The organism is Psychrobacter pulmonis (assembly GCF_904846465.1).
Taxonomy (GTDB): domain Bacteria; phylum Pseudomonadota; class Gammaproteobacteria; order Pseudomonadales; family Moraxellaceae; genus Psychrobacter; species Psychrobacter faecalis.
On record NZ_CAJHAT010000005.1, the window covers coordinates 1 to 25,723 of the forward strand.

The 25,723-nt window shown below is 44.1% G+C and carries 22 protein-coding genes; 11 read left to right on the top strand and 11 right to left on the bottom strand.

The features are described from left to right. Positions 1-138: 138 nt before the first annotated feature. On the bottom strand, positions 139-1,533 hold the full coding sequence (locus JMX70_RS09265) for an outer membrane protein transport protein (protein ID WP_201591538.1): 1,395 nt from the start codon (positions 1,531-1,533) through the stop codon (positions 139-141). A 234-nt stretch (positions 1,534-1,767) separates the two neighbouring features. Continuing rightward, on the bottom strand, positions 1,768-2,049 hold the full coding sequence (locus JMX70_RS09270) for a SlyX family protein (RefSeq protein WP_201591540.1): 282 nt from the start codon (positions 2,047-2,049) through the stop codon (positions 1,768-1,770). Positions 2,050-2,251: 202 nt separating this feature from the next. Here JMX70_RS09270 and JMX70_RS09275 point away from each other — a divergent pair, with 202 nt between their 5' ends. From JMX70_RS09275 to JMX70_RS09300, 6 genes are all read left to right on the top strand, one after another. After that, complete coding sequence (locus JMX70_RS09275) at positions 2,252-4,201, top strand: ATP-binding cassette domain-containing protein (RefSeq protein WP_201591543.1); 1,950 nt, start codon at positions 2,252-2,254, stop codon at positions 4,199-4,201. A 448-nt stretch (positions 4,202-4,649) separates the two neighbouring features. After that, on the top strand, positions 4,650-5,234 hold the full coding sequence (gene petA / locus JMX70_RS09280) for a ubiquinol-cytochrome c reductase iron-sulfur subunit (RefSeq protein WP_068404407.1): 585 nt from the start codon (positions 4,650-4,652) through the stop codon (positions 5,232-5,234). A 22-nt stretch (positions 5,235-5,256) separates the two neighbouring features. Next, positions 5,257-6,462 carry a cytochrome b gene (locus JMX70_RS09285; RefSeq protein WP_201591829.1) on the top strand — a complete coding sequence of 402 codons (1,206 nt, stop codon included), beginning with the start codon at positions 5,257-5,259 and terminating at the stop codon, positions 6,460-6,462. Beyond that, positions 6,462-7,178, top strand: a complete 717-nt coding sequence (locus JMX70_RS09290; protein ID WP_183620851.1) for a cytochrome c1 — start codon at positions 6,462-6,464, stop codon at positions 7,176-7,178. The genes JMX70_RS09285 and JMX70_RS09290 overlap by 1 nt, the downstream gene beginning before the upstream one ends. 193 nt (positions 7,179-7,371) lie before the next feature. After that, positions 7,372-7,986, top strand: a complete 615-nt coding sequence (locus JMX70_RS09295; protein WP_201591546.1) for a glutathione S-transferase N-terminal domain-containing protein — start codon at positions 7,372-7,374, stop codon at positions 7,984-7,986. Between the two features lie 133 nt (positions 7,987-8,119). Then, a complete protein-coding gene (locus JMX70_RS09300; RefSeq protein ID WP_144296473.1) occupies positions 8,120-8,557 on the top strand; it encodes a ClpXP protease specificity-enhancing factor in 438 nt (145 codons plus the stop codon). Positions 8,558-8,705: 148 nt separating this feature from the next. Here JMX70_RS09300 and dcd read toward each other — a convergent pair whose 3' ends face one another. The 7 genes from dcd to JMX70_RS09335 all read right to left on the bottom strand — a co-directional run bounded on the left by dcd (position 8,706) and on the right by JMX70_RS09335 (position 15,526). After that, on the bottom strand, positions 8,706-9,281 hold the full coding sequence (gene dcd / locus JMX70_RS09305; protein WP_102076576.1) for a dCTP deaminase: 576 nt from the start codon (positions 9,279-9,281) through the stop codon (positions 8,706-8,708). Between the two features lie 162 nt (positions 9,282-9,443). Further along, the gene (locus JMX70_RS09310; RefSeq protein WP_201591549.1) at positions 9,444-10,547 is read right to left on the bottom strand and encodes a DUF2804 domain-containing protein; all 1,104 of its coding nucleotides are present in this window, start codon (positions 10,545-10,547) and stop codon (positions 9,444-9,446) included. A 26-nt stretch (positions 10,548-10,573) separates the two neighbouring features. Further along, positions 10,574-10,996: a hypothetical protein gene (locus JMX70_RS09315; RefSeq protein ID WP_144296475.1), complete on the bottom strand. Its 423-nt coding sequence runs from the start codon at positions 10,994-10,996 to the stop codon at positions 10,574-10,576. Positions 10,997-11,087: 91 nt separating this feature from the next. Further along, on the bottom strand, positions 11,088-12,311 hold the full coding sequence (gene apbC / locus JMX70_RS09320) for an iron-sulfur cluster carrier protein ApbC (protein WP_201591552.1): 1,224 nt from the start codon (positions 12,309-12,311) through the stop codon (positions 11,088-11,090). A gap of 260 nt (positions 12,312-12,571) precedes the next feature. Then, complete coding sequence (mgtE, locus tag JMX70_RS09325; protein WP_201591555.1) at positions 12,572-13,924, bottom strand: magnesium transporter; 1,353 nt, start codon at positions 13,922-13,924, stop codon at positions 12,572-12,574. Between the two features lie 187 nt (positions 13,925-14,111). Continuing rightward, on the bottom strand, positions 14,112-14,741 hold the full coding sequence (locus JMX70_RS09330; protein WP_144296478.1) for a CoA transferase subunit B: 630 nt from the start codon (positions 14,739-14,741) through the stop codon (positions 14,112-14,114). A 68-nt stretch (positions 14,742-14,809) separates the two neighbouring features. After that, the gene (locus JMX70_RS09335) at positions 14,810-15,526 is read right to left on the bottom strand and encodes a CoA transferase subunit A (protein ID WP_191689599.1); all 717 of its coding nucleotides are present in this window, start codon (positions 15,524-15,526) and stop codon (positions 14,810-14,812) included. 406 nt (positions 15,527-15,932) lie between these two features. Between JMX70_RS09335 and metG the strand changes: the two genes are divergently transcribed. From metG to JMX70_RS09360, 5 genes are all read left to right on the top strand, one after another. Further along, positions 15,933-18,050 carry a methionine--tRNA ligase gene (metG, locus tag JMX70_RS09340; protein ID WP_201591558.1) on the top strand — a complete coding sequence of 706 codons (2,118 nt, stop codon included), beginning with the start codon at positions 15,933-15,935 and terminating at the stop codon, positions 18,048-18,050. Positions 18,051-18,357: 307 nt separating this feature from the next. Further along, on the top strand, positions 18,358-19,407 hold the full coding sequence (locus JMX70_RS09345; protein WP_144296582.1) for an ABC transporter substrate-binding protein: 1,050 nt from the start codon (positions 18,358-18,360) through the stop codon (positions 19,405-19,407). 166 nt (positions 19,408-19,573) lie between these two features. Continuing rightward, entirely contained in the window at positions 19,574-20,602 is a 1,029-nt protein-coding gene (locus JMX70_RS09350; protein ID WP_201591561.1) for an ABC transporter substrate-binding protein, read from the top strand. A 339-nt stretch (positions 20,603-20,941) separates the two neighbouring features. Next, positions 20,942-21,841, top strand: coding sequence for an ABC transporter permease (locus JMX70_RS09355; RefSeq protein ID WP_144296482.1), 900 nt, complete (start codon positions 20,942-20,944; stop codon positions 21,839-21,841). 31 nt (positions 21,842-21,872) lie between these two features. Next, complete coding sequence (locus JMX70_RS09360) at positions 21,873-22,667, top strand: ABC transporter ATP-binding protein (protein WP_144296483.1); 795 nt, start codon at positions 21,873-21,875, stop codon at positions 22,665-22,667. 73 nt (positions 22,668-22,740) lie between these two features. On the opposite strand, the gene JMX70_RS09365 is transcribed toward JMX70_RS09360, so the two are convergent. Together JMX70_RS09365 and JMX70_RS09370 are read right to left on the bottom strand one after the other, a co-directional pair. Then, a complete protein-coding gene (locus JMX70_RS09365; RefSeq protein WP_191689603.1) occupies positions 22,741-23,397 on the bottom strand; it encodes a response regulator transcription factor in 657 nt (218 codons plus the stop codon). A gap of 73 nt (positions 23,398-23,470) precedes the next feature. Beyond that, positions 23,471-25,597 (bottom strand): sensor histidine kinase, encoded by a 2,127-nt coding sequence (locus JMX70_RS09370; RefSeq protein ID WP_201591563.1) that lies wholly within the window; start codon positions 25,595-25,597, stop codon positions 23,471-23,473. Between the last annotated feature and the right edge of the window lie 126 nt (positions 25,598-25,723).

Genomic DNA, 25,723 nt, shown 5'->3' on the forward strand with positions numbered 1-25,723 from the left:
TTATTTGAAAAATGGAAAAGTTACCTTTTATATTTCTATTTATTTTATTAAAAACATAAAAAAAAACGACCCATTAAGGATCGTTTTTTTTGTGCAAATTTATAGCCTACATTAATGATAGCAATCTTAGTTAAAATATTATTTAGCTTGATAAGATAGTTTTAAGCCAAGTGCAAAACCGTCATTATCTTCAAACTTACTGACTACTTGTTTGGTTGGAATTTGGCCATCTGCATCACCGAACCATAAATACTTACCGCCAGCAGATACTGCCCAGTTTTCAGTGATATCATATTTACCACCTAAACCAACGCTATAGTAGCCTTCGATTGGACCGAGTGAAGTAACAGGGTTGCCTGCGCCACTATCCCAACCAACAGTACCGCTTACCGCAAACTTCGGTGCTAGACGTTTTGCAAGGCCTAACTCTACTTGCCATTGATCCTTGTCGTAGCTTACCAATGCAAGACCTTTATCATCTTTTGTTGAAACCTTACTTACATCATTATATAACGAAGGTACGATAGCAAAATCGCTCCAAGGTACCCAGCGAACTTTGGCAGTTGCTAAAGTCGTTGGATTAATACCTGTTTGAAAGTCGAAGTTCACTGACTCTGGCGTATTGATTTCGATATCAGAATATCTGGTAGTCGATAGAGGTAAACCTACGGTAGCGCCTGCAGCGGTAGCTAAAGGAAAAGTCTCAAAAGCTTTTGCGTTATGCTTGATTTCTGAACGATAAGTCAAAGCAGCTTTTAAGGCGATTTCTGGCTTACTATAAGCCATGCCAGCAAGCCAGCCATAGTCTTGGTCTTTACTAATATGGGTAGTGTAGCCTTTCGCTGAGCTGTATGCATCGCCACGCAATTTCACGTCTGCTCTTACACGTTGAGCAACTGGACCGCCGTACACTTGAAATTCTTTATTAGTACCAAACTTAGCACCAAGAATACCGGTAATACTTTCTGTGCGTACTTCAACTTGTGTCGCTTCGCCTGCAACTGCTGCCAATCCTTTTGCAGCTTCTAAACCAATTAACTGACCTTGTGCAGCTTTGAGTTCTTCAGCTGACAAGCCACCTGGATTACCTGGAGCAAGAGCACCTTGCAATTGCGGTATTAAGACAGAATCTACATACGCTTCGGTCAGATTAGGATTTTTTGTAAAGTCTTGAATAATGGCATCTGCATCAGTGTTAGTGATGAAATCGTTTTTACCAGTATAGTCAGCTGCAGCACCAAATGGTTCATCATATAAGATACCAATACTAAAGGTGTCGTTGATATCCGTTTTTACACCATAACGGAAGAAGTCATAGTCTTCTGCGATGTCATCAATTTTATTACCTGAAGAGTCTTTACCACTAACATCAGCATCGATATAGGTATAAACGGTTTCGGCATAGGTACCATCTTGCAAAAACGCGGTGATATCTTGACCTGAACGATCAAGACCTGCCGCACTAGCGATACTAGCTGCAGAAAGAGCAGCCAAAGCTACCGTTAGAGTCTTTAGATTGAAATTTGCGCCCATTGTGTATCTCCAAACATCCACATTGTTTTACCGCTACACCGAACTTTGTTAGGTAGACAGTATCTAAGGTGAAGGATACTAATGTGTTTTTTACATGAAAACAACCGAAAAATACATTATTTCTGCAATATGACTGAATAGTCAGCGAACCGTATATTTATGCCAAAATTTGCATATAAATATTCAATAAATACTATGCCATTATTTATTGTCTATATTGAGAATATCTTATTGTTAATAATGTGGTGGTCTATCCGCCATAACATCAAAAGGCGCTACACCGCCATCCCCATCTTGGTTTTGTACTTGCTTATAGATAAACTGTAGTTGGCGCTGCAAGGTTTGGATATCTCTATCTTGGCGCGTAATAACCTCATCAAGCCTCTCGACGGTAACTTCAAGGTGAGAGAGGTTCATTTGCAATTCAATAACCTGTGCTTGTAAGTCTGCTTGGCTATCTGCCAGCTGAGCTTGTTGATTAGAAGCGTTTTTTTCTATCGAATTTGGTTGGTTCATATTTTTCTCAATAGTAGTTCTCAATAATAGATAGTATGGTTATTCTCTTTATTAAATCTCAGACCTAACCATTTAAAATAGACTTGATAAAATAGTGTTTATAAAGACATTTACGCATACTACAGTTAGGTGGCAGCATGTTATACTGCTAGGAATTTTGCAACAACCTCTACCTCACTATTATATAAGCTTAAGATATTCTATGGCATTGATACATTTAAAAGATATTCACTTAGCCTTTGGCGTGGCTCCTATTCTCGATGGCATCGATTTTTCAATCAATGCAGGCGAGCGCGTTTGTTTGATTGGCCGTAATGGCGAAGGCAAATCTACTTTATTTAAACTGATAAATGGCTCATTGCAGCCTGACAGCGGCGAGATTATCAAAAATAGCAGCATGCGTGTCGCGATGCTAGAACAAGACGTTCCTGAAACCAGCGGACGTATCTTGGACATCGTGATGGGCGGTAGCCGCCACACCGCTGATTTGCTCATTAACTATAATAAGCAAGTCGATATGTGTGCCAATGGCGATATGGACGCTTGCGAGCATATGGCGACCTTGCAACACGATATCGATGCGGTACATGGCTGGGATTTAGAGCGTGATGCAACCCGTCTGATTACAACCATGGGACTCGACCCTGAAGCCGACCTGTCTTCATTGTCTGGTGGTCGTAAACGCCGTGTGTTACTGGCGCGTGCACTAGTCACCAAGCCTGATGTGCTATTACTCGATGAGCCAACCAACCATTTGGACGTTGAAAGCATCGAATGGTTGGAGCGCTTTTTACTCGACTGGCAAGGTCTGACGTTATTGTTCGTGACGCACGATAGAGCATTTGTCAACAAGCTCGCCACCCGTATCGTTGAGCTTGATCGTGGTCAATTGACCAGCTATGACGTCACCCAAGGCGCTAAAGGTTATGCGCGTTATCAAGAATTAAAAGAGCAGCAGCTACTCGCTGAAGAAAAAAACAATGCTAATTTTGATAAAAAATTGGCACAAGAAGAAGTTTGGATTCGCCAAGGTATCAAAGCGCGTCGTACCCGTAACGAGGGCCGTGTCCGTGAGCTAAAAGCTCTGCGCGAAGAGCGTAAAGGCCGCCGCGAGCAAGTCGGTAACGTCAATATCACCATGGGTGAAGGCGAGAAAAGCGGCAAGCTGGTTTGTAAAGTTAAGAACCTGCATCTGGAATATGATGGCAACGTCTTGGTCGACAACTTTAGCACCATGATTATGCGCGGTGACAAAATCGGTATCGTAGGTCCCAACGGCGCGGGTAAAACCACGCTGATTAAAGCCCTACTCGATATGTCTGATGATGAAGTCACCAAAACAGGCACGGTCGAGCTTGGCACTAATTTACAAATTGCCTTTTTCGATCAGCTGCGTGACCAGTTAGATCTAGAAGCCAGCGTGGCGCAAAACGTCTCTGAAGGTTCTGACTTCGTCGAAGTTGGCGGGCGCAAAACGCACATCATGAGCTATCTGCAAGATTTCTTATTTGCTCCAGAGCGTGCGCGTACGCCTGTTAAAGCATTATCAGGTGGTGAGCGTAATCGCGTACTACTTGCCAAGCAATTATTAAAGCCTGCCAATATTTTGGTACTCGATGAGCCAACCAACGACTTGGATATGGCCACCCTTGAGCTATTAGAAGAGTCGGTTGCCAGCTTCAACGGTACTATCTTGCTGATTAGCCATGACCGCTCATTTATGGACAACGTCGTTACCTCTACTTGGGTATTTGACACGGATGAAGATGGTAATGGCATTGTCAAAGAATATGTCGGCGGCTATCAAGAATACTTGGTACAAAAAAACCGTGAAGAAGAAGCGAAAGCTAAGAATGCTAAATCGTCTAACGATAATGCTGCTAGTAGCAAAGCTAACAATAAAACTACGGTCGCAGCAAAGTCTAATACCGCTGCCAAAAAGCTTAACTATAATGAACAGCGTGAACTCGATAATTTGCCAAAAGAAATCGCTGCGTTAGAAGCTGAGCAAACGGAGCTGGAAGAAAAGCTGGCTGATGGTTCTTGGTTTACGAAAGATATGGACGCCGCTACGGCTGCCAGTGAGCGTTTATTGGCTATTGAAGATGAGATGATGACTAAGCTTGAGCGCTGGCATACACTTGAGAGTTGATATTGTCTAGCGCTATTTATCACCGCATAACCTTATATCGAAAATGGTTAAGGGTTATAAATAGCTTACGACCACTTACAACCGTGTAATGTGCGGAAAGTTAGTGAACATTGTCTTGATTTCAAGTATCATTCCCTATTGCTGAATACCCTTATTAATTATAAGGTCATTATTCATAATAGTCTTGTTGATAAAAAAGCGTACTTTAAGGTAGGTTAAATATTGATAATTAAGCAGTTTTAGACTAATTATCTTGTTTAACACTGAAGTACGCTTTCTCAAGGCTGCTTTATTTTTAACACAATAATTTATTTTATGACCGAAATAGCTTAGAATAGCAACAATTAGCAAAATTAGGCACAGCTAACGTGGCTTGATAATTGTCATTTTTCTAAGCCACAAACCCAGTGTGGGATAATCCCATTTCATTCACCTGGAGGAAGTATTAATGAGCCATGCCGAAGGCGTTAACGTACAACGTCGTAGAGTTCTTATTGCCTCGACTGCCGTCATTGGTGCAGCTGGGGTAGCTGCTGTGGCGACACCTTTTGTCCGTTCTTGGACTCCGAGCGCAAAAGCCGAGGCTGCAGGTGCTGCAGTGACCCAAGATATTGGTTCTATCGAAGCAGGACAGATGATTGTCGTCAAATATCGGGGCAAACCTATCTTTGTGGTCAAGCGCACTGAAGAGATGCTGACTACGTTAGAATCAGTGAAGCCATTACTGTCAGACCCTGATTCAGATGAGTCGCTACAACCAGAATATTGTAAAAACCCTGAGCGCTCTTTATCACCAGAAGTCTTGGTGGTAGAAGGCGTCTGTACACATTTAGGCTGTGCACCAAACTACCGTCCTGATGTGGGCGCAGCTGATTTAGGCGGTAATGACTGGTACGGTGGATTTTTCTGCCCATGTCATGGCTCTAAATACGATTTATCGGGTCGTGTTTATAGTGGTGTCCCTGCACCGCTTAACTTACCAATCCCAGAGTACAGCATGGATGGTACTATCTTGACGATTGGGGAGGCTTAATATGAGCATGGGTAAAAAGTTAATGCATTGGGTAGACGCGCGCTTTCCTGCGACTGAAACCTATGAATATCATATGTCAAAGTACTATGCACCAAAGAACTTTAACTTTTGGTACTTCTTTGGTGTGTTATCAATGGTGGTATTGGTTAACCAGCTAGTGACTGGTATTTGGCTAACGATGATGTACAACCCAAGTGCCGAAGGGGCATTTGCGTCTGTTGAATATATCATGCGTGATGTCAAAGGTGGTTGGCTCATCCGTTATATGCACTCGACGGGCGCATCTGCGTTCTTCGTCGTCGTATATTTGCATATGTTCCGCGCCTTGCTATACGGTTCATACCAAAAACCGCGTGAGCTTATTTGGCTTATCGGTATGGGTATTTACCTAGCATTAATGGCAGAAGGTTTCTTCGGTTACCTACTCCCTTGGGGCAACATGTCATTCTGGGGTGCTCAGGTTATTCTAAACTTACCTGCGGCTCTACCTGTCATTGGTGACGGTCTTGCTGAATGGGTACGTGGTGACTATATCATCTCAGGTATTACCTTAAACCGCTTCTTTGCTTTGCATGTGGTTGCTATTCCGCTTGTCCTTGTCGGCTTAGTGTTTATGCATTTAGTGGCGCTGCATCACGTTGGTTCAAACAACCCTGATGGCATCGACATTAAGAAGCTAAAAGATAAGAATGGCGTACCATTAGACGGTATTGAATTCCATCCATACTACACTGTGCATGATATGGTGGGTATTGTTGTCTTCTTTATCTTGTTCTTTGCAGTGGTGTTCTTCTTCCCAGAAGGCGGCGGTTTCTTCCTTGAGCCACCAAACTTTGAAGCAGCGAACTCGCTAAAAACACCAGAGCATATTGCGCCAGTATGGTACTACACACCTTTCTATGCCATCTTACGTGCAGTTCCTGATAAGCTTGGTGGTGTTATTGCGATGGGTGGTGCGATTGCCGTACTGTTCTTAATTCCATGGCTCGATAGATCTCCAGTACGCTCGATACGTTATAAAGGCATCTTGTCTAAGATTGCGCTTACTATCTTTGCGATTAGCTTTGTGGTACTAGGCTACTTGGGTGCAACACCTGCAACCCCAACGGCGACTATCATGTCACGTATATTCACAGTTCTATATTTCTTGTTCTTCTTATTGATGCCGTTTTACACTGCCATTGAGAAGTGTAAACAGCCACCAGAACGCGTTACCGGAGGTCACTAATGAGCACGCTAATTAAATCCCTAGCTGGTCTAGGCTTAGGCGCGGCATTAACCTTGACTGCTGGTAGCGCACTGGCAGCAGGCGGCGGTGGCTGCGGTACTTTCACCAATGCTGACGGTGTGGTAGAACACCTAGCTTGTAGCACAGCCCCTATTGATTTTACCAATAAAGGCTCGCTACAAAACGGCGCGAAAATATTTATGAACTACTGTGCCGGTTGTCACTCCGCACAGTATGTTCGCCACTCGCGCATTGCTAAAGATTTAGAGATACCACCTGAGCTGGTCGAGAAGTATTTGATGGTCACCACCGATCAAATCGGTGACCATATCAATGCTGAAATCGATCCTGAAGTCCAAGCATCATGGTTTGGTGCGGCACCTCCGGACTTGTCACTTGAAACAAGACTACGCGGTGATGACTGGGTTTATACGTATTTGCTATCATTCTATGAAGATCCAAGCCGTCCTTGGGGCGCTAATAACTTAGTGCTCGCCAACGCTGCGATGCCGCACGTCTTGCATAATATGCAAGAAGAGCTGAGTGCCGATGAGTTTGAATCTGAGGTTGGTGACTTGGTTAACTTCATGGCGTGGATGGCTGAACCTGTTCGTCATGACCGCCAAGTGATTGGTTTCTTTGTGATTTTATTCTTATTAGTACTGCTCATTCCAGTTTACTTATTGAACAAAGAGTTTTGGAAAGACGTAAAATAATAAAGCAATAAAGATCCAAAGTTAATCTAAAAAATAAGCACTACTTCGGTAGTGCTTTTTTATGTCTGCATAAATGGTTAATTATAAAATCTTCTGTTAAAAAATCCCTTATGAGCAATGTTTACGTACGCTACCTTGATAAACGCAGCGACATTGTTTACGATAATAGGCTTTACTAATACATTAGGCTTCCATGATTGATGCGAATGACATTCCAAGTAGTCAGCTGATTTTATACGCTGACGATGGCTACAACAGCCATGTGGCTCGCCTATTGCTTGAAGAAAAAAAGCTTGCCTATTATTTATCGCGGCTACATTCTGAGCGTCCGGAAGACTTGACCGAGCTCAATCCTTATCACACTTTGCCTGTTTTGCAACAGCGTGAGATTGCGCTATATGAGATTAACGTTATCTTCGAATACCTTGAGGAGCGTTATCATGCCAATAAACTACTGCCAGATACGCCGCAAGAGCGCGCCCAGTTTCGTCAATTGGCTTGGCGTATACAACATGATTGGTTGGTGCTCGGCAAACGATTGCTGTTGCATCCGGACAGTTTTAACAAAGCGCAAGCAGCCTTGGCGAAAAAGCAGCTAAGCGACTCCTTGATTACTTTGTCGCCTTTATTCGCTCATAAGCCTTACTTTATGGCCGACGAGTTTGGTTGGTGCGACGTGCTATTAGCCCCGCTGTTATGGCGATTGGAAGAGATGGGTATTGAGCTACCGTGTGCTATCAGCCGCCCTCTATTCGACTATCAAAAACGGGTCTTTGAACGTGACAGCTTTCAAAAAAGCGTGCGTTAATTAGACAACCGCTGATGACTCCCCTAAAATAGACTTTGATATAGAATAGCGATATAGTGAATGATTTTTCTATAACCACGACTTTATCGCAAACGAGATAGTATTTAATAATAATGCATAAGGAAACCGAAAAATGAGCGAAGAAACCACCTCTATTACCCCAACACGTCCCTATATGGTGCGCGCGCTATATCAATGGATAGAGGACAATGCGCTCACCCCATACCTGATGGTAGATGCTACTGCTGACAATGTACAAGTCCCTAAAGAGCATGTCCAAGACGGACGTATCGTGCTCAACATTGCTAGCCGCGCAACCGGTAATATGAGCATGGAAAATGATTATATTCATTTTAGTGCGCGCTTTGGTGGTGTCTCGCAAGAGATTTGGGTACCATTGACGGCGGTAATGGGGATTTATGCCAAAGAAAATTCGCAAGGGATGTTTTTTGACCCTAATGAATACGATGATTATGTCCCTGAAGAAGATGCAGCGACTACCTTTAAGAAAAGTGCCGCTGCCCCGAAACCTAAGCGCGATAATAAAGCCGGGTTAAAAGTTTTAAAATAATTGCGTTAAAAAATCGATTTTGAAATAGCCAAAAGAGTTAGCCATAAAAAAGCCAGTCATATTCAATATACTGGCTTTTTTTATGGTCAGTCCAAAATACTAACAGACTAAAAAACACTTAATCTCTTGGCGTTTAAGTGCTTGATGATTAGGTTCTTGGCAGCGTCACACCGCGCTGACCTTGGTATTTACCGCCACGGTCTTTATAACTGGTCTCACAAACGTCATCGGCATCACTTTGGAAAAACAGCATTTGTGCCACGCCCTCGCCCGCATAAATACGCGCAGGCAAGTTGGTGGTATTACTAAACTCTAACGTCACATGCCCTTCCCACTCAGGCTCAAGTGGTGTGACGTTGACGATAATACCGCAGCGTGCATAGGTCGATTTACCAAGACAAATTGTCAGCACATCACGCGGAATACGAAAATACTCCATTGTGCGCGCCAAAGCAAACGAATTTGGCGGAATGATGCATTCGTCACCGATGACATCAATAAAACTTTTTTCATCGAAGTTTTTTGGGTCTACAATCACTGAATGCACGTTGGTAAAAACTTTAAACTCAGGGGCACAGCGCACATCATAACCATAGCTTGAGGTGCCATAACTGACCAAACGCTCGCCTGCATCATTAAAGCGTACTTGACCTGGCTCATATGGTTCAATCATGCCATGTTCTTCGGCCATTTTACGAATCCAGCGGTCAGACTTGATAGACATTGTTGTTCCTTAAAAAATTTTCAATAGCCAATTTTTAATAGCCATTGCGATAATAGATTTTTGGTAGCGACGATTATACGGAATTGACGGCGCAATTTATAGAGCGGCAACGACTTTAAAATTAAACCTGCTATTTATAAATGCATAATAGGCGCTCATCAGTTACCATTTAGCAAAATGATCTTCCGCCAACCCCATTACCTTATCAAGCTCAATCACCTCATCTGCTAGCCGTATCTCACCACTATAAAAACCCAGCCATTGCTCAAAAATACTGGCAAGCACACCGAAGTTATCGGTCTTTTTATAAACAGTAATCGGCGTAAAGGTTAAATCAATATCAACCTTACTCCAGCCGAGGTTCTGATGATAAATACGCCAAGTATGCTGCGCGGCTGCATCCAAATCTTGACGTATAAACATCACAGGCGGCAAATACACTATCTGCCCATCAAGCCAGCAAGCATTTTCACTAGCGCCAGTTTCGTTGACGCCCATCGATAAGTTTAAGGTGAAATGACGGCCATCGGGCAAGTAGCTATTAATACAAGTCCAAAACCAATTGGTCTTGTGGCGCATATAGCCAAGCGTCCAATCTAGGTTGGCAATAGTGGTGTCAGTAAAGTCGATTTGCTTGGCTTTAGCATCAGGAACAGTAATATTAGATGTTGAATGAGATTTAATAAGTAGATGTCCAGATATTGCTGTCAGCGGCTCTTTTTGGGTAAAGGTCCAACCGCGTCTGCCCGTTGGTGTACAGATAGCTAGTGGCTGTGATTGTCTTGCTAAGGTTGCATTGAGTGCAAGGTTTTGACTATCTAGCACAACGTTAATCTGGGAAGGCGTAAAATCCAATGTTACGGTCAGCTTGTCATGAGTAAATGCCATTTGACCCTGATAACAATCGCCTTCTAATAAGGTCTGCCGCGTCAAAGGTTGCAAGGCTTCGCAAACTTCTAGCTCACTAGTTTCATCATTATAGAGATACACGAAGGCGCTGGTCGCAAGCTTAATCGTCGCCATTGCTAGGCAAACTCGATAAGGCGGCTCGATAATTTGGATAAAGCAAAATTGGTTGGCTTTAAGCGCTTTGCGCCAGTTTGGCAGCGCTTTTTGCGAGATAAGATGGCTATGATAGTCAAGATAGTTGATGCGCTTAACGTTAGCAAAAACGCCAAAGTTAGGTTGAGCGTTTTGAATAAGCTGGTCAATCTCAACTGCTTTCAAGTGATTAGTGATAGGTTGATGATTATTATTTTGCTTCATGGTTAAGGCATCCTAGCCAAAATTCATTACGAGACTACCTGTCCTTGGTAGTTGACTGTACTGCTAACTATTCTTCTTTTTGCTTGTCCTGAGGCAGCCCAAACGGCTTCACTAATAGCTTTAATCTCTATCATCGTCAAACCATCTATAAGCTCTTCTGTCACATTGACTACTGCAAAAGAACTTATTCCAAACGGATGCTTAGGAAATTTAAGCAATAAATCAGTAATTGCTTGTACTGCGGATAAAAAATCAGCAATCACCATGCGGCGATTGCTAAAAGCCGCATTAACCTGATGGCGTTTGCTACTGCCATCTTTATAGTAGCAAACAGCGCTTACTTGATTATTCGACAGCTCAATCACGTATATCGGCGGACGAAATAGCTTTAGGAGCCGATATTGCTTGGGGATATTGTCTAAATGACGTTGATAAGTCGATAAGCTCACAATACTTCCCTTTTGAAATTCAAAGTCACTTAGATTTTAATGTTTTATATGCTTAGGCTATTTTACTAACTTTAGAAGCCATTAAAAACTATTAGAAAATCCGCTTATCATCGACAGGTTTGGCAAATTTATTGATATTGGCTTCGATATTTTTCGCAATGCTTAGATAATACGGCGCAAATTCATCATCGGCCAACACGCTCGGCTCACCTTTATCCACTTGGGCGCGAATACCACTAGCAAGCGGCAACTGACCCAAGAGTGGCACATGGTATTGCTCAGCGATTTTTTCGCCGCCACCCGTACCAAAAATCGCTTCGGTGTGGTTACAGTTGCTACAGGTATGCAGCGCCATATTTTCAACCACGCCAAGTACTGGAATATTGGTTTTATTAAACATCTCGATGCCCTTTTGCGCATCAAGTAAGGCAATATGCTGCGGCGTCGTCACAATCACCGCGCCCGTTACCGGAATGCGCTGCGCCAATGTCAGCTGAATATCGCCAGTACCAGGCGGCATATCGATGACTAAGTAATCGAGCTGCGGCCAATTGGTTTGATTATAGAGCTGCATTAAGGCGCCAGTGGCTTTTGGTCCGCGCCACGCCACAGGTGTATTGTCGCTATCGAGCAAACTACCAATCGATAGCATTGCCAAACCATGCGCTTCAATAGGTACAAACTGCTCGTTTTCCAGCTCAGGTTTGACTTTGTCCACGCCCAGCATCGTCGGCATACTTGGTCCGTAAATATCAGCGTCTAGCACGCCAACCCGATTGCCTGACTTCTGTAATGCTAAGGCGATATTAACGGTAGTGGTTGATTTACCAACGCCGCCTTTACCCGAAGCGACGACGATAATATGGCGGATACGTGGATGCGCCGTTAAGGATGCTTGTGTCGGCGCTGCTTTCGTAATCGGCGGTTCGGACTGATTGCTACTATTTGTATTTGCAGAAGGTTTGGCCTGCTTTTCCATCGCGTTAGTGGTTTTTGGCATGGCTTTTGGTAGGCTTGACCCCGCGCCTTTTGCAGGTGCTGGCAGGCGCACATTCATATGAATCACTCTGATGCCATGCGGATGCAGTAGGTTGCCAAGCTCTTGCTGAATGGTCTCAGGATCGCTATCTTGCGGCAGACGCAAATCCAAAGTCAGCTCATCGCCATCGCGCTCTAGACCTGTGACCATAGTCGCAAGACTGCTATTACCTAAATGGTAATTGAGTAAAACCTGATCAACGGCGCTATCACGAGCCGCTTGTTGCTGCGGAGATTCGGATTTCGAAGATGCTCTTTTTTTTATAAAATTAAACATAGCTACCTCTACTACCTATATCGATGGTTAAATTTGGCAAAAACGATGAATCTTTTTAAACAATAGCTGTTTGAAATTGTTTAAAAGAACTCTTAGCTAAAACTTTAGCCCATAAAACTTTTGCCAAATGCTTTTATATAGATACAGTGTAGCTTAATGGGCGCTATAAAAAAACCACACTGTCAGTAGGTATGAGGGTCAAAATTGGTGTTATTTTTTTATTTAAGCGGTCTTATGTATATGACCGTTTATTAAACAAACTAACCAATCGGTAAAAATTTAGAAGCGATGAATAAATAAATCAGCACGCCCGACGCATCACTGATTGAAGTAATCAAAGGCGCACTGGCGGTTGCAGGGTCAAAACCGAGTTTATTGAGTATAAAAGGCAGACTCATACCAATGACACTACCAATCATAACGACGCACAGCATACTTAGCGCCAGAACCAAAGAGACGGTCGCGTCACCACGCACATAGCCAATAAGGGCAATGGCAACGGCCATCGTCGCCCCGAGCAGCAGGGCAACTAAGGCTTCGCGGCCAAGTAGCGAAAACCAATCACGCATCACCACATCACCCGTTGCTAAAGCACGTACCATTAAAGTCGCTGATTGCGAGCCGGCATTACCGCCACTATCAACCAGTAAAGGCAAGAAAAATACCAATACTAAGTTTGCCGCAATGACGTCTTCGAAGTTAGCGATACTTAGCCCCGACAGCAAGTTGCCAAATACTAAAAACACCAGCCAAAAAACCCGCTTACGATAGAGAACGGTAATACTGACGTCTTTTAAGCGCCCGACCATGGTTGAGACACCGCCTGACTTATGAAAGTCATCGGTGGCTTCATCGCTTGCCACGTCCATCGCATCATCATGGGTGACGATACCAACCAACGCCCCACTGGCATCGGTAATGGGTAGGGAAATTAAGTCATAACGGGCAACAGTTTTCGCAACGTCCTCTTGATCATCGTTGACATCAGAAGAGATGACCGAGCTGACCATGATGTCTTTAATCAGCTGCTCAGGCGATGATAAAATAAGCACCCTTAATGACACCACGCCCAAGAGCTTACGCGCGTCATCAATCACATAAGCGTGATAAATAGTTTCGGCATCAGGCGCTTCTAAACGTAGCGCATCCAAGGCTTCGGCGACAGTCATCTCAGCCCCTAACGTCGCATAATCGGAGCTCATCAAGGCACCAGCCGTGCCTTCTTCATAAGCGGATAGACGGCGAATATCCTCACGCTTTGCCTGCGCTAAGGCAGGTAATAGCACGTCGCGTTGGTCTTGACTCAGGCGCTTATACAAATCAGTTCGTTCATCAGATGGCATCTCGCCGACTATCTTGGCTAAAATAGCGCGCGGAAAGACATAAGCGAGTGCCACTTGACTATCAGGATCCAAATAAGCAAATATCGTCGAGCGATTGGGTAAATGCGCAAGGAGCTGCCAAGCGAGTTTGGGTTCAATTAATGCCAATAAATCGGCTATATCGATAGGACGCAGATCTTGAATCTCTTCAATCGCTTGCTCATACTGCTGCTGCTCAATAGCACGGCTTATTTTTTCGGCATAGGTCAACGCCAAGTCTTTATTATTCATCGCTTTTACTCCGTGCAGCGCAAAATGGGGCAACAGACGCTCATAAAAAAGAGCCAATATTATTGGCTCAAATTAACATAAAATCAAATGCTAAAGGATTGGTGTTTTATTAGCAAGCGAATGATGCTTAAACCAAGCAAACACTTCACAAAGTCGGATATTCATTTACTAATCGCTTTTGACGCACTCATTGCATAATGCTCACCGGCGTTTTTTCTTGTAACTCCTCAAAACTCACTCCTTCTGCCAGCTCAACCAATTTTAGACCGTTGTCAGTGACGTCTAATACGGCAAGCTCGGTGATAATACGATCGACCACCCCTTTACCCGTTAGTGGCAGCTCACAGTCGGCAAGGATTTTTGGCTCGCCATGTTTATTGACCTGTTCCATCAGCACAATCACTCGCTGCACGCCAGCCACCAAATCCATCGCGCCGCCCATGCCTTTGACCATTTTTTTCGGAATCATCCAGTTAGCCAAATCGCCGTTTTCTGACACTTCCATCGCGCCCAATATCGCCAGATTGACATGACCGCCACGAATCATCGCAAACGACTCTGAGCTACTAAAATAGCTGGCACCCGGTTCGGTGGTGACGGTTTGCTTGCCCGCATTAATCAAATCCGCATCGACATTTTCTGCCGTTGGAAACTCACCGATACCGAGTAAACCGTTTTCAGACTGAAGCCAAACATCGACGCCTTCAGGGATATAGTTGGCTACTAAGGTCGGCAATCCGATTCCTAAATTAACATAATAGCCATCTTTTAACTCTTGCGCGGCGCGCTGTGCCATCTGCTCTCTTGTCCATGCCATGATAATTTCCTTATTGTTTACAAAGCCTATTGTTATTTTTTCATTAAAACCATTAAATAATCTTTCATTTAAGCGCTTGTAGTGGCTGCTTTGGTAGTAGTTTTTTCAATACGTTTTTCGGGATTATCATTTAAGACAATACGCTGGACAAAAATACCCGGTAGATGAATCTCATCGGGGTTTAGCTGCCCTATCTCTACGATTTCTTCGACTTCCACAACTGTAACTTTACCCGCCATCGCGCAATCTGGATTAAAATTACGCGCCGTTTTATTAAAGATTAAGTTGCCGGCTCTGTCAGCCTTTTGTGCTTTAATTAGTGCCACATCTGCCCGCAAAGTATGCTCAAGTACATAGGTGCGACCATCAAACTCGCGCGTTTCCTTGCCTTCAGCTACTTGTGTGCCAACGCCAGTTGCGGTATAAAACGCTGGAATACCAGCGCCGCCTGAACGCAGTTTTTCCGCTAACGTTCCCTGCGGCGTTAGCTCAACCTCTAGCTCGCCTGACAGATATTGGCGCTCAAACTCTTTATTTTCACCGACATACGATGAAATCATTTTTTTGATTTGGCGCGTTTGTAATAGTAAGCCTAAACCAAAATCATCGACACCGGCGTTATTACTGATACAGGTTAAATCCTTGACCCCACTATCACGTAATGCTTCAATCAGCGCTTCAGGAATACCGCACAGTCCAAACCCTCCAATAGCGAGAGTTTGCCCGTCACTGACGATACCTTTTAACGCTTCTGCAGCGCTGCTGTATACTTTTGATTGACTCATGCTCATCTCCTTGCAAGTCACATTATTTTTTATATAGGTAATGTCTCATCGTTTATATAAGACAATACATTATGTATCGATATAACTAAATTACACTCTCTTTGCTAACTTAGCATATTATTATCCTAGCGACCAGATAACAATCTTAAAATACTTATATGCTAAATCCTTGAGTAACTGCGTAGCTGCCTGCGTGATTAAGCATCGATTTAATTACCAAGGTAATATCACAAAATCGGCCGAATTACGGTATCATAGGCGCACTTTTTTAATTCTTCTCTTTTTTAGAGTTATTGGACGTTTTAAGTGTTAATAATTTAGCATTGATAATACGGTGCTGACTCCTCATAAAGTGCTCGAGACGTTTGAAAATCAACCCGTTTATATAAAAATATAGGTGACAAAAGTGCGTGAGATTCTAGTAACCAGTGCTCTTCCTTATGCCAATGGCTATATCCATTTGGGGCATCTTGTAGAATATATTCAGACCGACATTTGGGTACGTGCGATGAAAGCACAAGGCCATCAGGTCACCTATGTCTGCGCTGATGATGCACACGGTACGGCGATTATGCTCAAAGCAGAAGCCAATGGCGTCACCCCAGAAGAGCAAATCGCCTCGGTAAAAGCCTCACATGAAGCCGATTTTGCCAAATTTTTGATTGACTTTGATAATTATCACAGCACCCATTCAGAAGAAAACAAGCATTTCTCTGAGCTGATTTATCGTCGCCTTAATAGCGCCGGACATATCAGTACAAAGGACGTCAAACAGCTTTTTGACCCTGAAAAGCAGCTGTTTTTAGCCGATCGTTTTGTCAAAGGAGAGTGTCCTGAATGCGGTGCGCTTGACCAATATGGCGATAACTGTGAAGCGTGCGGTACCACTTATGATGCGACCGACCTTATCAATCCGCATTCAACGCTATCTAATGCGACGCCCGTGCTTAAAACTTCTAAGCATTATTTCTTTGATTTGCCTGAGTTTGAGCAATTCTTAAAAGATTGGACGCGCAGCGAAAATCGCTTGCAAGTCTCCGTCGCCAATAAACTGCAAGAATGGTTTGACGCGGGTCTGACCAGCTGGGATATCTCGCGTGATGCGCCGTATTTTGGTTTTCAAATTCCAGATACCCCAAGCGATGAGCCAGAAAAATACTTTTATGTCTGGCTAGATGCGCCAGTCGGATATATGGCAAGCTTTAAAAACCTATGTGATAAGCGCGAAGGAAGCGATCAAGCGCTTGATTTTGACCGTTATTGGATGCAAGAAAACGAGCATAAAACCGAGGTGTATCATTTTATCGGTAAAGACATCGTCTATTTCCATGCGCTATTTTGGCCAGCGATGCTAGCCGGTAGTGAGTTCCGTACGCCGACTGGTGTCTTTGCCCACGGTTTCTTGATGGTCAATGGCGAAAAAATGAGTAAGTCACGCGGCACCTTTATCAAGGCCGAAACTTACGCGGAACACTTACATCCTGAATACTTACGTTATTATTTCGCCAGCAAACTGTCTGACAAAGTTGAGGATATCAACCTTGATTTAGAAGACTTTATGCAAAAGGTCAACTCTGACTTGGTGGGTAAAGTGGTTAATATCGCCAGTCGCAGTGCCGGTTTTATCGTGAAGAAATACGACGGTATGCTGTCGGACGTTTGCGTAGAATCAGAATTATTAGAAGATATTACCAAAACCGGTGATGAGATTGCGGCCGCTTATGAAAACCGTGAATTCTCGCGTGCGATGCGCTTAATCATGCAGTGTGCCGATAAGGCCAATGAATATATCGACGAGAAAAAACCTTGGTCGCTTGCCAAGCAAGAAGGGTCTGAGCAAGAAGTGCAAGACGTCTGCTCGGTGGCGATTAATATCTTCCGCCAATTGATGGTTTATTTGGCGCCAGTATTACCTGAGCTGACTGCCAATGCCAAAGAATTCTTAAATATTGACGATTTAAGCTTTGCTAGCCGAAATCAATGGCTACTTGGTCATAAAATCAATAAATTTAAACCTTTAATGCAGCGTATCGAAGAAAAAGACGTTGCGGCAATGGTTGAAGACTCAAAGGCCTCATTGGCGCAAGCAGAAGCCCCTACTACTAGCAGCAATAATAATTTAGATAATAAAACAGCAGTATTAAACACCCAGCCAGTACCAGCAGCTAATACTGACAGTGAAGCTGGGCAAGCGGACTATATTGGTATTGAAGACTTTGCCAAAGTTGAGATGAAAGTGGCGCACGTCTTAGCCTGTAATTATGTCGAAGGTGCGGATAAGCTTTTACAATTTACCTTGGACGTTGGCGAAGACAAACCGCGTAATGTCTTTAGCGGTATCCGTAAGTTTTATGAACCTGAGCAATTACTCGATAAAAAGGTGATTTGCGTCACCAATCTTGCGCCGCGTAAGATGAAATTTGGCATCTCAGAAGGTATGGTATTATCGACTGGCAACCCGAAAACACAGCTAACGGTGGTTACTTTACCGGACAACTGCGTGATTGGTGATGTGTTGGCTTAACTGCGGTTGTACTTATATAATAAAAAAGATGCTTTCGTGGCATCTTTTTTTGCCCAAAATTCATTGGTGACAAAATAAAAAGAGCATGGGCAAAAAATAAAAATATAGACAAAAATCCATCTTTACTAACCTTTATAAAATGAATGACAAATGCGTTTTATTTTCTTATTGCCATAAGTTACATTACTGTCATAATATGGACGTAATCATCAAGGGATTGATTACCTTTATGTTCGCCCGTTATCTCATCATGCACATAATATTGACTCGGGTAACCTGCACTCTTTAACCTATGAGCCAAAATAAAATGACCTTTGCCACTACTTTACGCCTTAGCCTGTGCGGCGCTGCTATTAGCGCGGCGCTTGGTTTAACCGCTTGCTCTAATAATGCGACCGACCCTGCCGTCAACGCTGATGATAGCGCGAATAACGACAAGCCTGCCAAAACCTTGGCCATCACGCAAATTGTCGAGCATCCTTCTTTAGATGAGATGCGCCGCGGTATTATTGATGAGCTGGCGGACAACGGCTACGCAGAAGGGCAAAACCTAACCGTTAATTTTCAAAGTGCGCAAGGGAATACCGCAACGGCTGGGCAAATTGCCAAACAGTTCGCCGGTGACAATCCAGATGCTATCGTTGCTATCTCAACACCTTCTGCGCAATCTGTAGTTGCTTCGACAAAAACTGTTCCCGTTATTTATACCGCCATTTCAGACCCTGTGGCAGCCAAGCTAATTGACGAAAATGACGTGCCTATCCAAACCAATGTGACTGGTTTGTCGAGCGAATTACCTATTGAACCGCAGTTAGACAATATTCAAAAAATTGTCCCTAATGTGAAAACCATTGGTTATGTTTATAGCCCAGGCGAAGCCAATTCAGTAGTGGTTCTTAAACAACTGGAAAAAGCAGCACCAGCACGCGGACTTAAGATATTGGGCGTTACTGCCAATCGCCCTACCGACGTTGCAATGGCGACTCGTAGTCTGGCAGGCAAGGTAGAGGTTATTTATACCTCATTGGATAACAATGTGGTTTCGGCTTTTGAAGCAATGGCAAATGCGGCTAATGAACTTGATATCCCAGTTATTGCCTCAGATGAGTTTAGCGTCAGACGCGGTGCGACGGCGGCACTTGGTGTCAATGATTATGACTTTGGCCGTACTACAGGCAAAATGGTGTACCGGGTATTAAACGGTGAAGCGACCAAAGATATCGCACCGCAAGTGATGAATACCTTAACGCTATACGTCAGCCCAAAACACGCCGCGGAACAAGGTACTAGCCTATCGGCAGACTTACTTAAAAACGCCATCAATGTCGACAAAGAAGCACAAAAGGCCAGTAAATAGTCACTAATAAATAGTTGCGTCTCAATAGTAAAGAATAAATGGATGGTAATTAATAATCAGCTATACAACGGATTACACAATCAGCTAGGATAATGGCTGGCAGCGCTACCCTTTTTTATCTTTTATATAATGTACGGACACATTATTATTTTCAGGAGTCAGACCCATGTTGTATCAAAATCGTTTTGCCAAGGCTTTATTATGGGGCGGTGTTTGCACCGCTATCTTGACCGGCTGTAACCAGCCAGCACAAGATGCCAACACCACTGACGGCGCTACAACGGGCGGCGATGCCAAAGCTGCCATGAAAACGGTCGCTATTACCGCCATCGTTGAACATCCAGCACTCGATGATGTGCGTAAAGGCGTTATCGACGAGTTAAGTGACGCCGGCTTTAAAGAAGGCGAAAATTTAACCATCAACTTCCAAAGTGCCCAAGGTAATACCGCCACTGCCGGTCAGATTGCCAAGCAATTCGTCGCTGATGCACCAGATGTCATCGTAGCGATTGCCACGCCATCGGCTCAGTCTGTAGCCGCTTCTACCAGCAGCATTCCTATGGTGTTCTCAGCGGTCACCGACCCTGTTGCAGCAAAACTGGTACCGAAACTTGATGGCTCTGGCACCAACGTTACTGGCGCCTCTGATGCCCTTCCTTATGCCCCGCAAATCGATTTGATGCGTCAAATTATTCCAAGTCTAAAAAACGTCGGTTATGTCTATAGCCCAGGTGAGGTGAACTCAACCATCGTTTTAAAAGCGCTAAAAGAGAATCTGACCCCGCTTGGTATTAACGTTCACGAAGCGCCTGCGCAGCGTAGTAACGATATTGCGATGGCCGCTCGTAGCCTTGAAGGTAAAGTCGATATGATTTATACCTCAACGGATAATAACGTGGTTTCAGCATACGAATCACTGTACCAAATCGCTAAAGAAAGTAAGATTCCACTAATTGCCTCTGATACCAGTTCGGTTGAGCGCGGTGCCGTTGCAGCCTTAGGGGTAAACTATTACGATTTGGGCCGCGAGACTGGTAAAATCGTTACGCGTATCTTAAACGGTGAAAAAGCAGGCGAAATCCCTGTTTATACGCCGCAATCGCTTGATTTACATGTCAGTCCAAAGAATGCGCAAGCCGAAGGCATCACGCTACCACAAGCCGTTATCGATAAAGCAAAAGTAGTGTTAGAATAACTGCCGCTTTTAACTCTAATTTAAACGGTAGTTTTTATCAATTATCGTCTAGGTTAATTGGATATGGCTATTTTGATATGGCTATATAGGTAGCGCAGACAAACCCAGCTCTCAGTCAGTAGGCTGGGCTTGTTTTTTCAAGGCTTTAAATAAGCAAGACTTAGGGTTATTAATAGTAATTATAAGTTTTGCTTGACCCTAACTGCAGATACCCCTATCTGTTAAATTCACCGCTTAGTCGTTTAAGCAAAGTTGGCTGATTGATAGCGCGATATGTCGCCTATCTCAATTATCTCGCCATCATTTATTAAACGCTGGGTTATGACTTACTGATCTCTTATGTCTTTAATTGCTTTTTTTGGTGCGCTTGAAAGTGGTCTGATTTATGGCCTAGTGGCGCTCGGCGTCCTTATCTCATTTCGTACCCTCGACTTTCCGGATTTGACCGCTGACGGTAGTTTTCCGTTGGGCGGCGCTGTCGCGGGTATTTCTATCATCGCTGGTGTGAATCCTTGGCTGGCTTGTGCCTTTGGTATGCTAGCGGGGTCAGTTGCGGGTATCGTCACCGCATGGCTACACGTTAAACTGGGCATTTTACAGCTGCTTGCCAGTATCCTTGTGATGGTTGCTTTATACTCTGTCAACCTACGGATTATGGGTGCGCCAAACTTACCATTATTAGGTGAAACGACAGTATTTAGCACCTTGGTCAGTGATGGCAATGGTTACTGGATGCGCTGCCTTATTATTGGTGTCGTTGTGCTACTGGCCATGTTGTTTTTAAACTGGTTTTATAGTACCGAAACGGGCTTATCGATGCGGGCGACTGGCTCAAACCTACGTATGGCACAAGCGCAAGGTATCAACACCTCATGGATGACCATCATTGGTATGGCAATCTCCAACGGTTTAATTGCGTTAGCGGGCGCATTATTTGTGCAGACGCAAGGTGGCGCTGATATCTCGATCGGTATCGGGACGATTGTTATTGGTTTGGCAGCGGTTATCATCGGCGAGACCATTATTCCAGCTAAGCGTATTTGGCTGATTACCTTTGCGGTGGTCGTTGGTGCGGTGCTTTATAAGCTCTTTATTCAAGTGGCTCTATCAAGCAATACGCTACGTAGTATCGGATTTGGTCCACAAGATTTAAACTTGATTACCGCGCTACTCGTGGTCTTGGCCTTAGTATTACCAAAAGCTAAAAATAAATTTTTAAGTCGTAAAGTTCGGGCTTAATGTCAATGTGCAACCATAAGGAATTATAATTATGATGCAAGCTACAGATTTGCGGTTGACCTTTAATCCTGGAACGCCCATTGAAAACCCTGCCCTACGCGGTATCAATCTGAATATCGCCGATGGTGAATTTGTCACCGTCATCGGTACCAATGGCGCAGGCAAATCGACCTTTTTAAATGCGGTCAGTGGCACCACGCGCGTCGATAGCGGTTCAATCTTGTTAAATGGTATCGATGTCACCAAAAAAACCGCGCACCAACGCGCTCATTGGGTCGCTCGCGTATTCCAAGACCCGATGGCGGGAACTTGTGAGGCGCTAACTATCGAAGAAAACATGGCGCTTGCCTATAAGCGCGGCGGCAAACGTGGTTTGAACTTTGCGCTTAATCAAAATAACCGTGACTTATTTCGTGAGAAATTATCAGTATTAAAGTTGGGTCTAGAAAATCGTCTGACCGACCGTATGGGACTGTTATCTGGTGGTCAACGTCAAGCGGTTAGTCTGCTGATGGCCTCATTGCAGCCGTCTAAGATTCTACTACTTGATGAGCATACGGCGGCCCTTGACCCTAAAACGGCGGCGTTTGTTTTAGAGTTGACTGATAAAATCGTTACCGACAATCAGCTGACAACGATGATGGTCACGCACTCAATGCAGCAGGCTCTAGCTCATGGTACGCGTACTGTGATGCTTCATCAAGGTCAGGTGGTATTAGACGTATCTGGCGATATCCGTAAAGGCATGAACGTGCATGATTTACTGGATATGTTTGAGCAGACACGCGGTGAAAAGGTCGAAGATGACAGTTTGATATTAAGCTAACTCATTTCGCAAAATATTTTGAATTTAAAAATAAAACGCCTTCTCATTAGGCGTTTTTTTATGGCTGTTTTATTTATTGAGAATCAAGCATGACCAACTTTTGAATCAGCTCACTAACATGCTGTGCTTGCATTTTCTTCATCACCTGTGAGCGATGTACCTCTACTGTTCGTACCGAGATATCTAAATGGTCGGCGATATTTTTATTCAGATTGCCTTGCATCAACTCATGAGCGACCTGTTTTTCTTTCTCGGTTAGCTGCGCATAGAGTTTTTTGATCCCATAAAGCTGAGCACGCTTGAGTGTTAATACTTGCGCACGCTCAAGCGCTTCTTGGAGACGGTGACTATTAATCGGTTTCTCTAAATAATCGGCGGCGCCTAGTTTGAGCATGTTAACCGCATCAGCAATCTCACCTTGACCAGTTAATGCAATAAGCGCAATGGGGCTTTCATGTTGATTAAGCTGCGCTTGTAGTGCTTGACCGCTCATTGCTGGCATCATTAAATCACTGACGATCACCGCGGGATAATAGATATCAACTTGCTGCAAAAAAGTCAGGGCACTTGACCACACTTGGGTCGGCAATCCTAAGCTGCTAATTAAAAAATTACAGGAATTACGCACGCTTTCTTCATCGTCGATGATATGAACCAGTAGAAGTTCATTATTGCTATTAATTGGCGTTTGCCATTCTGAGTGCTTAACTGAATTATGCTGAGCATTCATACGCAACCTTATGATTAAGTTTATTTGCAGATTTTATAAATACTTGGATTTACATAGCTCTGTTTTTATTATCTTATCTCTCAACATCATCTGCCAAATGCAGCGGCAGATAAAAAGACACTTGCGCACCTACCCTGTTTGCTAATGGATGAGTGTTTTCCGTTTTTATCAAGCGCACTTTACCATTTAACGACCGCTTTAAGCGTTGCTGATAACCGCCTAACGCTTGAATAGTATTAAGCTCCTGCTGCACTTCGATATTGCCAAGCTGCATCATACCGCCAAGCGGCTTGCATAGACGCTGACATATCATCAGCCCCAAGCCTAAACCATTTTCTTTGGTCGATTTGGTGGCGTATTTATTAGTCAGACGCTGTTGTGATTGACCCTCAACTAACTGCTGATTACCCTCTAACGGTTTATGGTCAAGCAACTGCGCCTCATCAAAACCGCCTGCATCATCGGTTATATGCAATACGATATAAGATTTACCATTATAATCTTTTGCCTGACAACGTAACATTATCTGTGTCGCCCCCTGCTGCTGAGCATTGAGCATACTATTCATCAATAACTGGTCAAGAACTAGGCTTGGCAATTGCAAAGACTGGTAGTCACTCGCTAACCAAAAGCCAATACTTGAGGCTTTTTCACCAAGTAGCAATATACACTGCTCATAGGTGGTGGCGATATCCAATTGAACGTTTTTCGGCTGAGAGCGCCCTGCCCAGTGCCGAATATTACTGATAACAGCCGCGACCCGCTCGGTTTCATTGACAATTTGCTGCAGCGCAGTTTCTGTCGCTTGTTTGTCAGTCAGAGACTTTTCTACCGCATGCAGACTATTTACAGAGTTGTTATCCAACCCTGTCCATTCTTGACTGTTTTGACTGCGAATCAGTAATCCTTGGGCATAATTTTGAATGGTCGCCAGCGGCTGATTGATTTCATGGGCGATTGAACCACTCATCTCACCGATGACAGCGAAGCGTTCTGATTGATGTAGCTGCTGGTCATAATCACGAATCAATCGATTTTGCAGGGTTATTTTTTGCCGCCGTCGCCATGCCAGCCAACTCATCCACGCATAATTTACTGTTGATATCAAAATAATTAAAACAATAACTGCCATCCACAATCGATGCGCCTTTACCCATTCAACCATATGCGCGCCCAGCTGCTTTTGGGCGGGATGACGGTTCATATCATAGAGGATACGCTCAGCATTACTACTCGATTCGGGTGGTAGCCAGCCCTGATTTATTCCTAACAACGCTTGCTCTGATTGACTTGTACCAAATAGATTTTGATTAATCTGTCGCACCAAAGCATTTGGCGCTTGCTCGGTCGCCGCCAATGTCCAATTTGGATATATAGGCGTTGAAGATTGACAGCTAGAAGCGGTCGCCACAGGGTGAATAAGGCGGTATTGTTTTTCGCTAACTTTCCCTTGCCGCGCCATCTCTTCCATCAAGCAAAGTGGCGCTATTGCTGCGTCTACACTGCCACTGGCCAATGCATGTAAGGTGCGCTCAATAGGATAGCCGACAAACTGGGTCTGATAACGGTTGGACGGCACGCCGTTTTGTTGTAATAAATGCGCGACCAATAGATAGCCACCAAAAGCCTCGGCATCGACGGCAGCAATTTTACGCTGCTGCAAATCTTGCAGCTGATAAATGCCGCTGTCTGCCTTTACCCAAAGTGCACTGGCCACTTCTTCCATGGCGCTAGGTTCTTTTAACGGACTACCCTGACTGAGCTTATTAAATTCATTGGCTAGATTAACCGTTGCGGAAAACTGCTTATCAGCGGTTTTACTGAAACCTTTTTCATTAAAGTTTTTACCATTGATATCAGCAGGCGCAGTTAATTTAGCTGGCGCCGTATCGGCTTGCAAGGTCGCAAGCCAGCGCCAATGGGTGGTATTCATTTTAATCAGCTGTACTTGTGGACCAAGCACCAAGGCAAACTGCTGCGCCTCAATTTCCTGCTGCCAATTCTCTAACGCCAGCGGCACCAAGACCACTGTGTCCTCTTGTAGCTGCTCGTTAAGCTGATTAAGCCAAGGTTGCCAGCGTTCTTGCGCAACCGTTTCGCCTTGCGGCGCCAGCACGCCTAAATAGTAAGTTTGCGCATTGGCACTGGCTAGCGTTAACCAAGTAAAGGACGCTACCACGACAAGAAAATAAGCGTTCAAGCTAGCTCAGACTTTAGACCTTTTAACCATAAACCTAGCCTTACAGTTGAGCTATCAAACCTTCATTTTAAATGAAAACCATAATTATAATGTGGTTTTCCACAATACCGCAATGTTACACGCTCC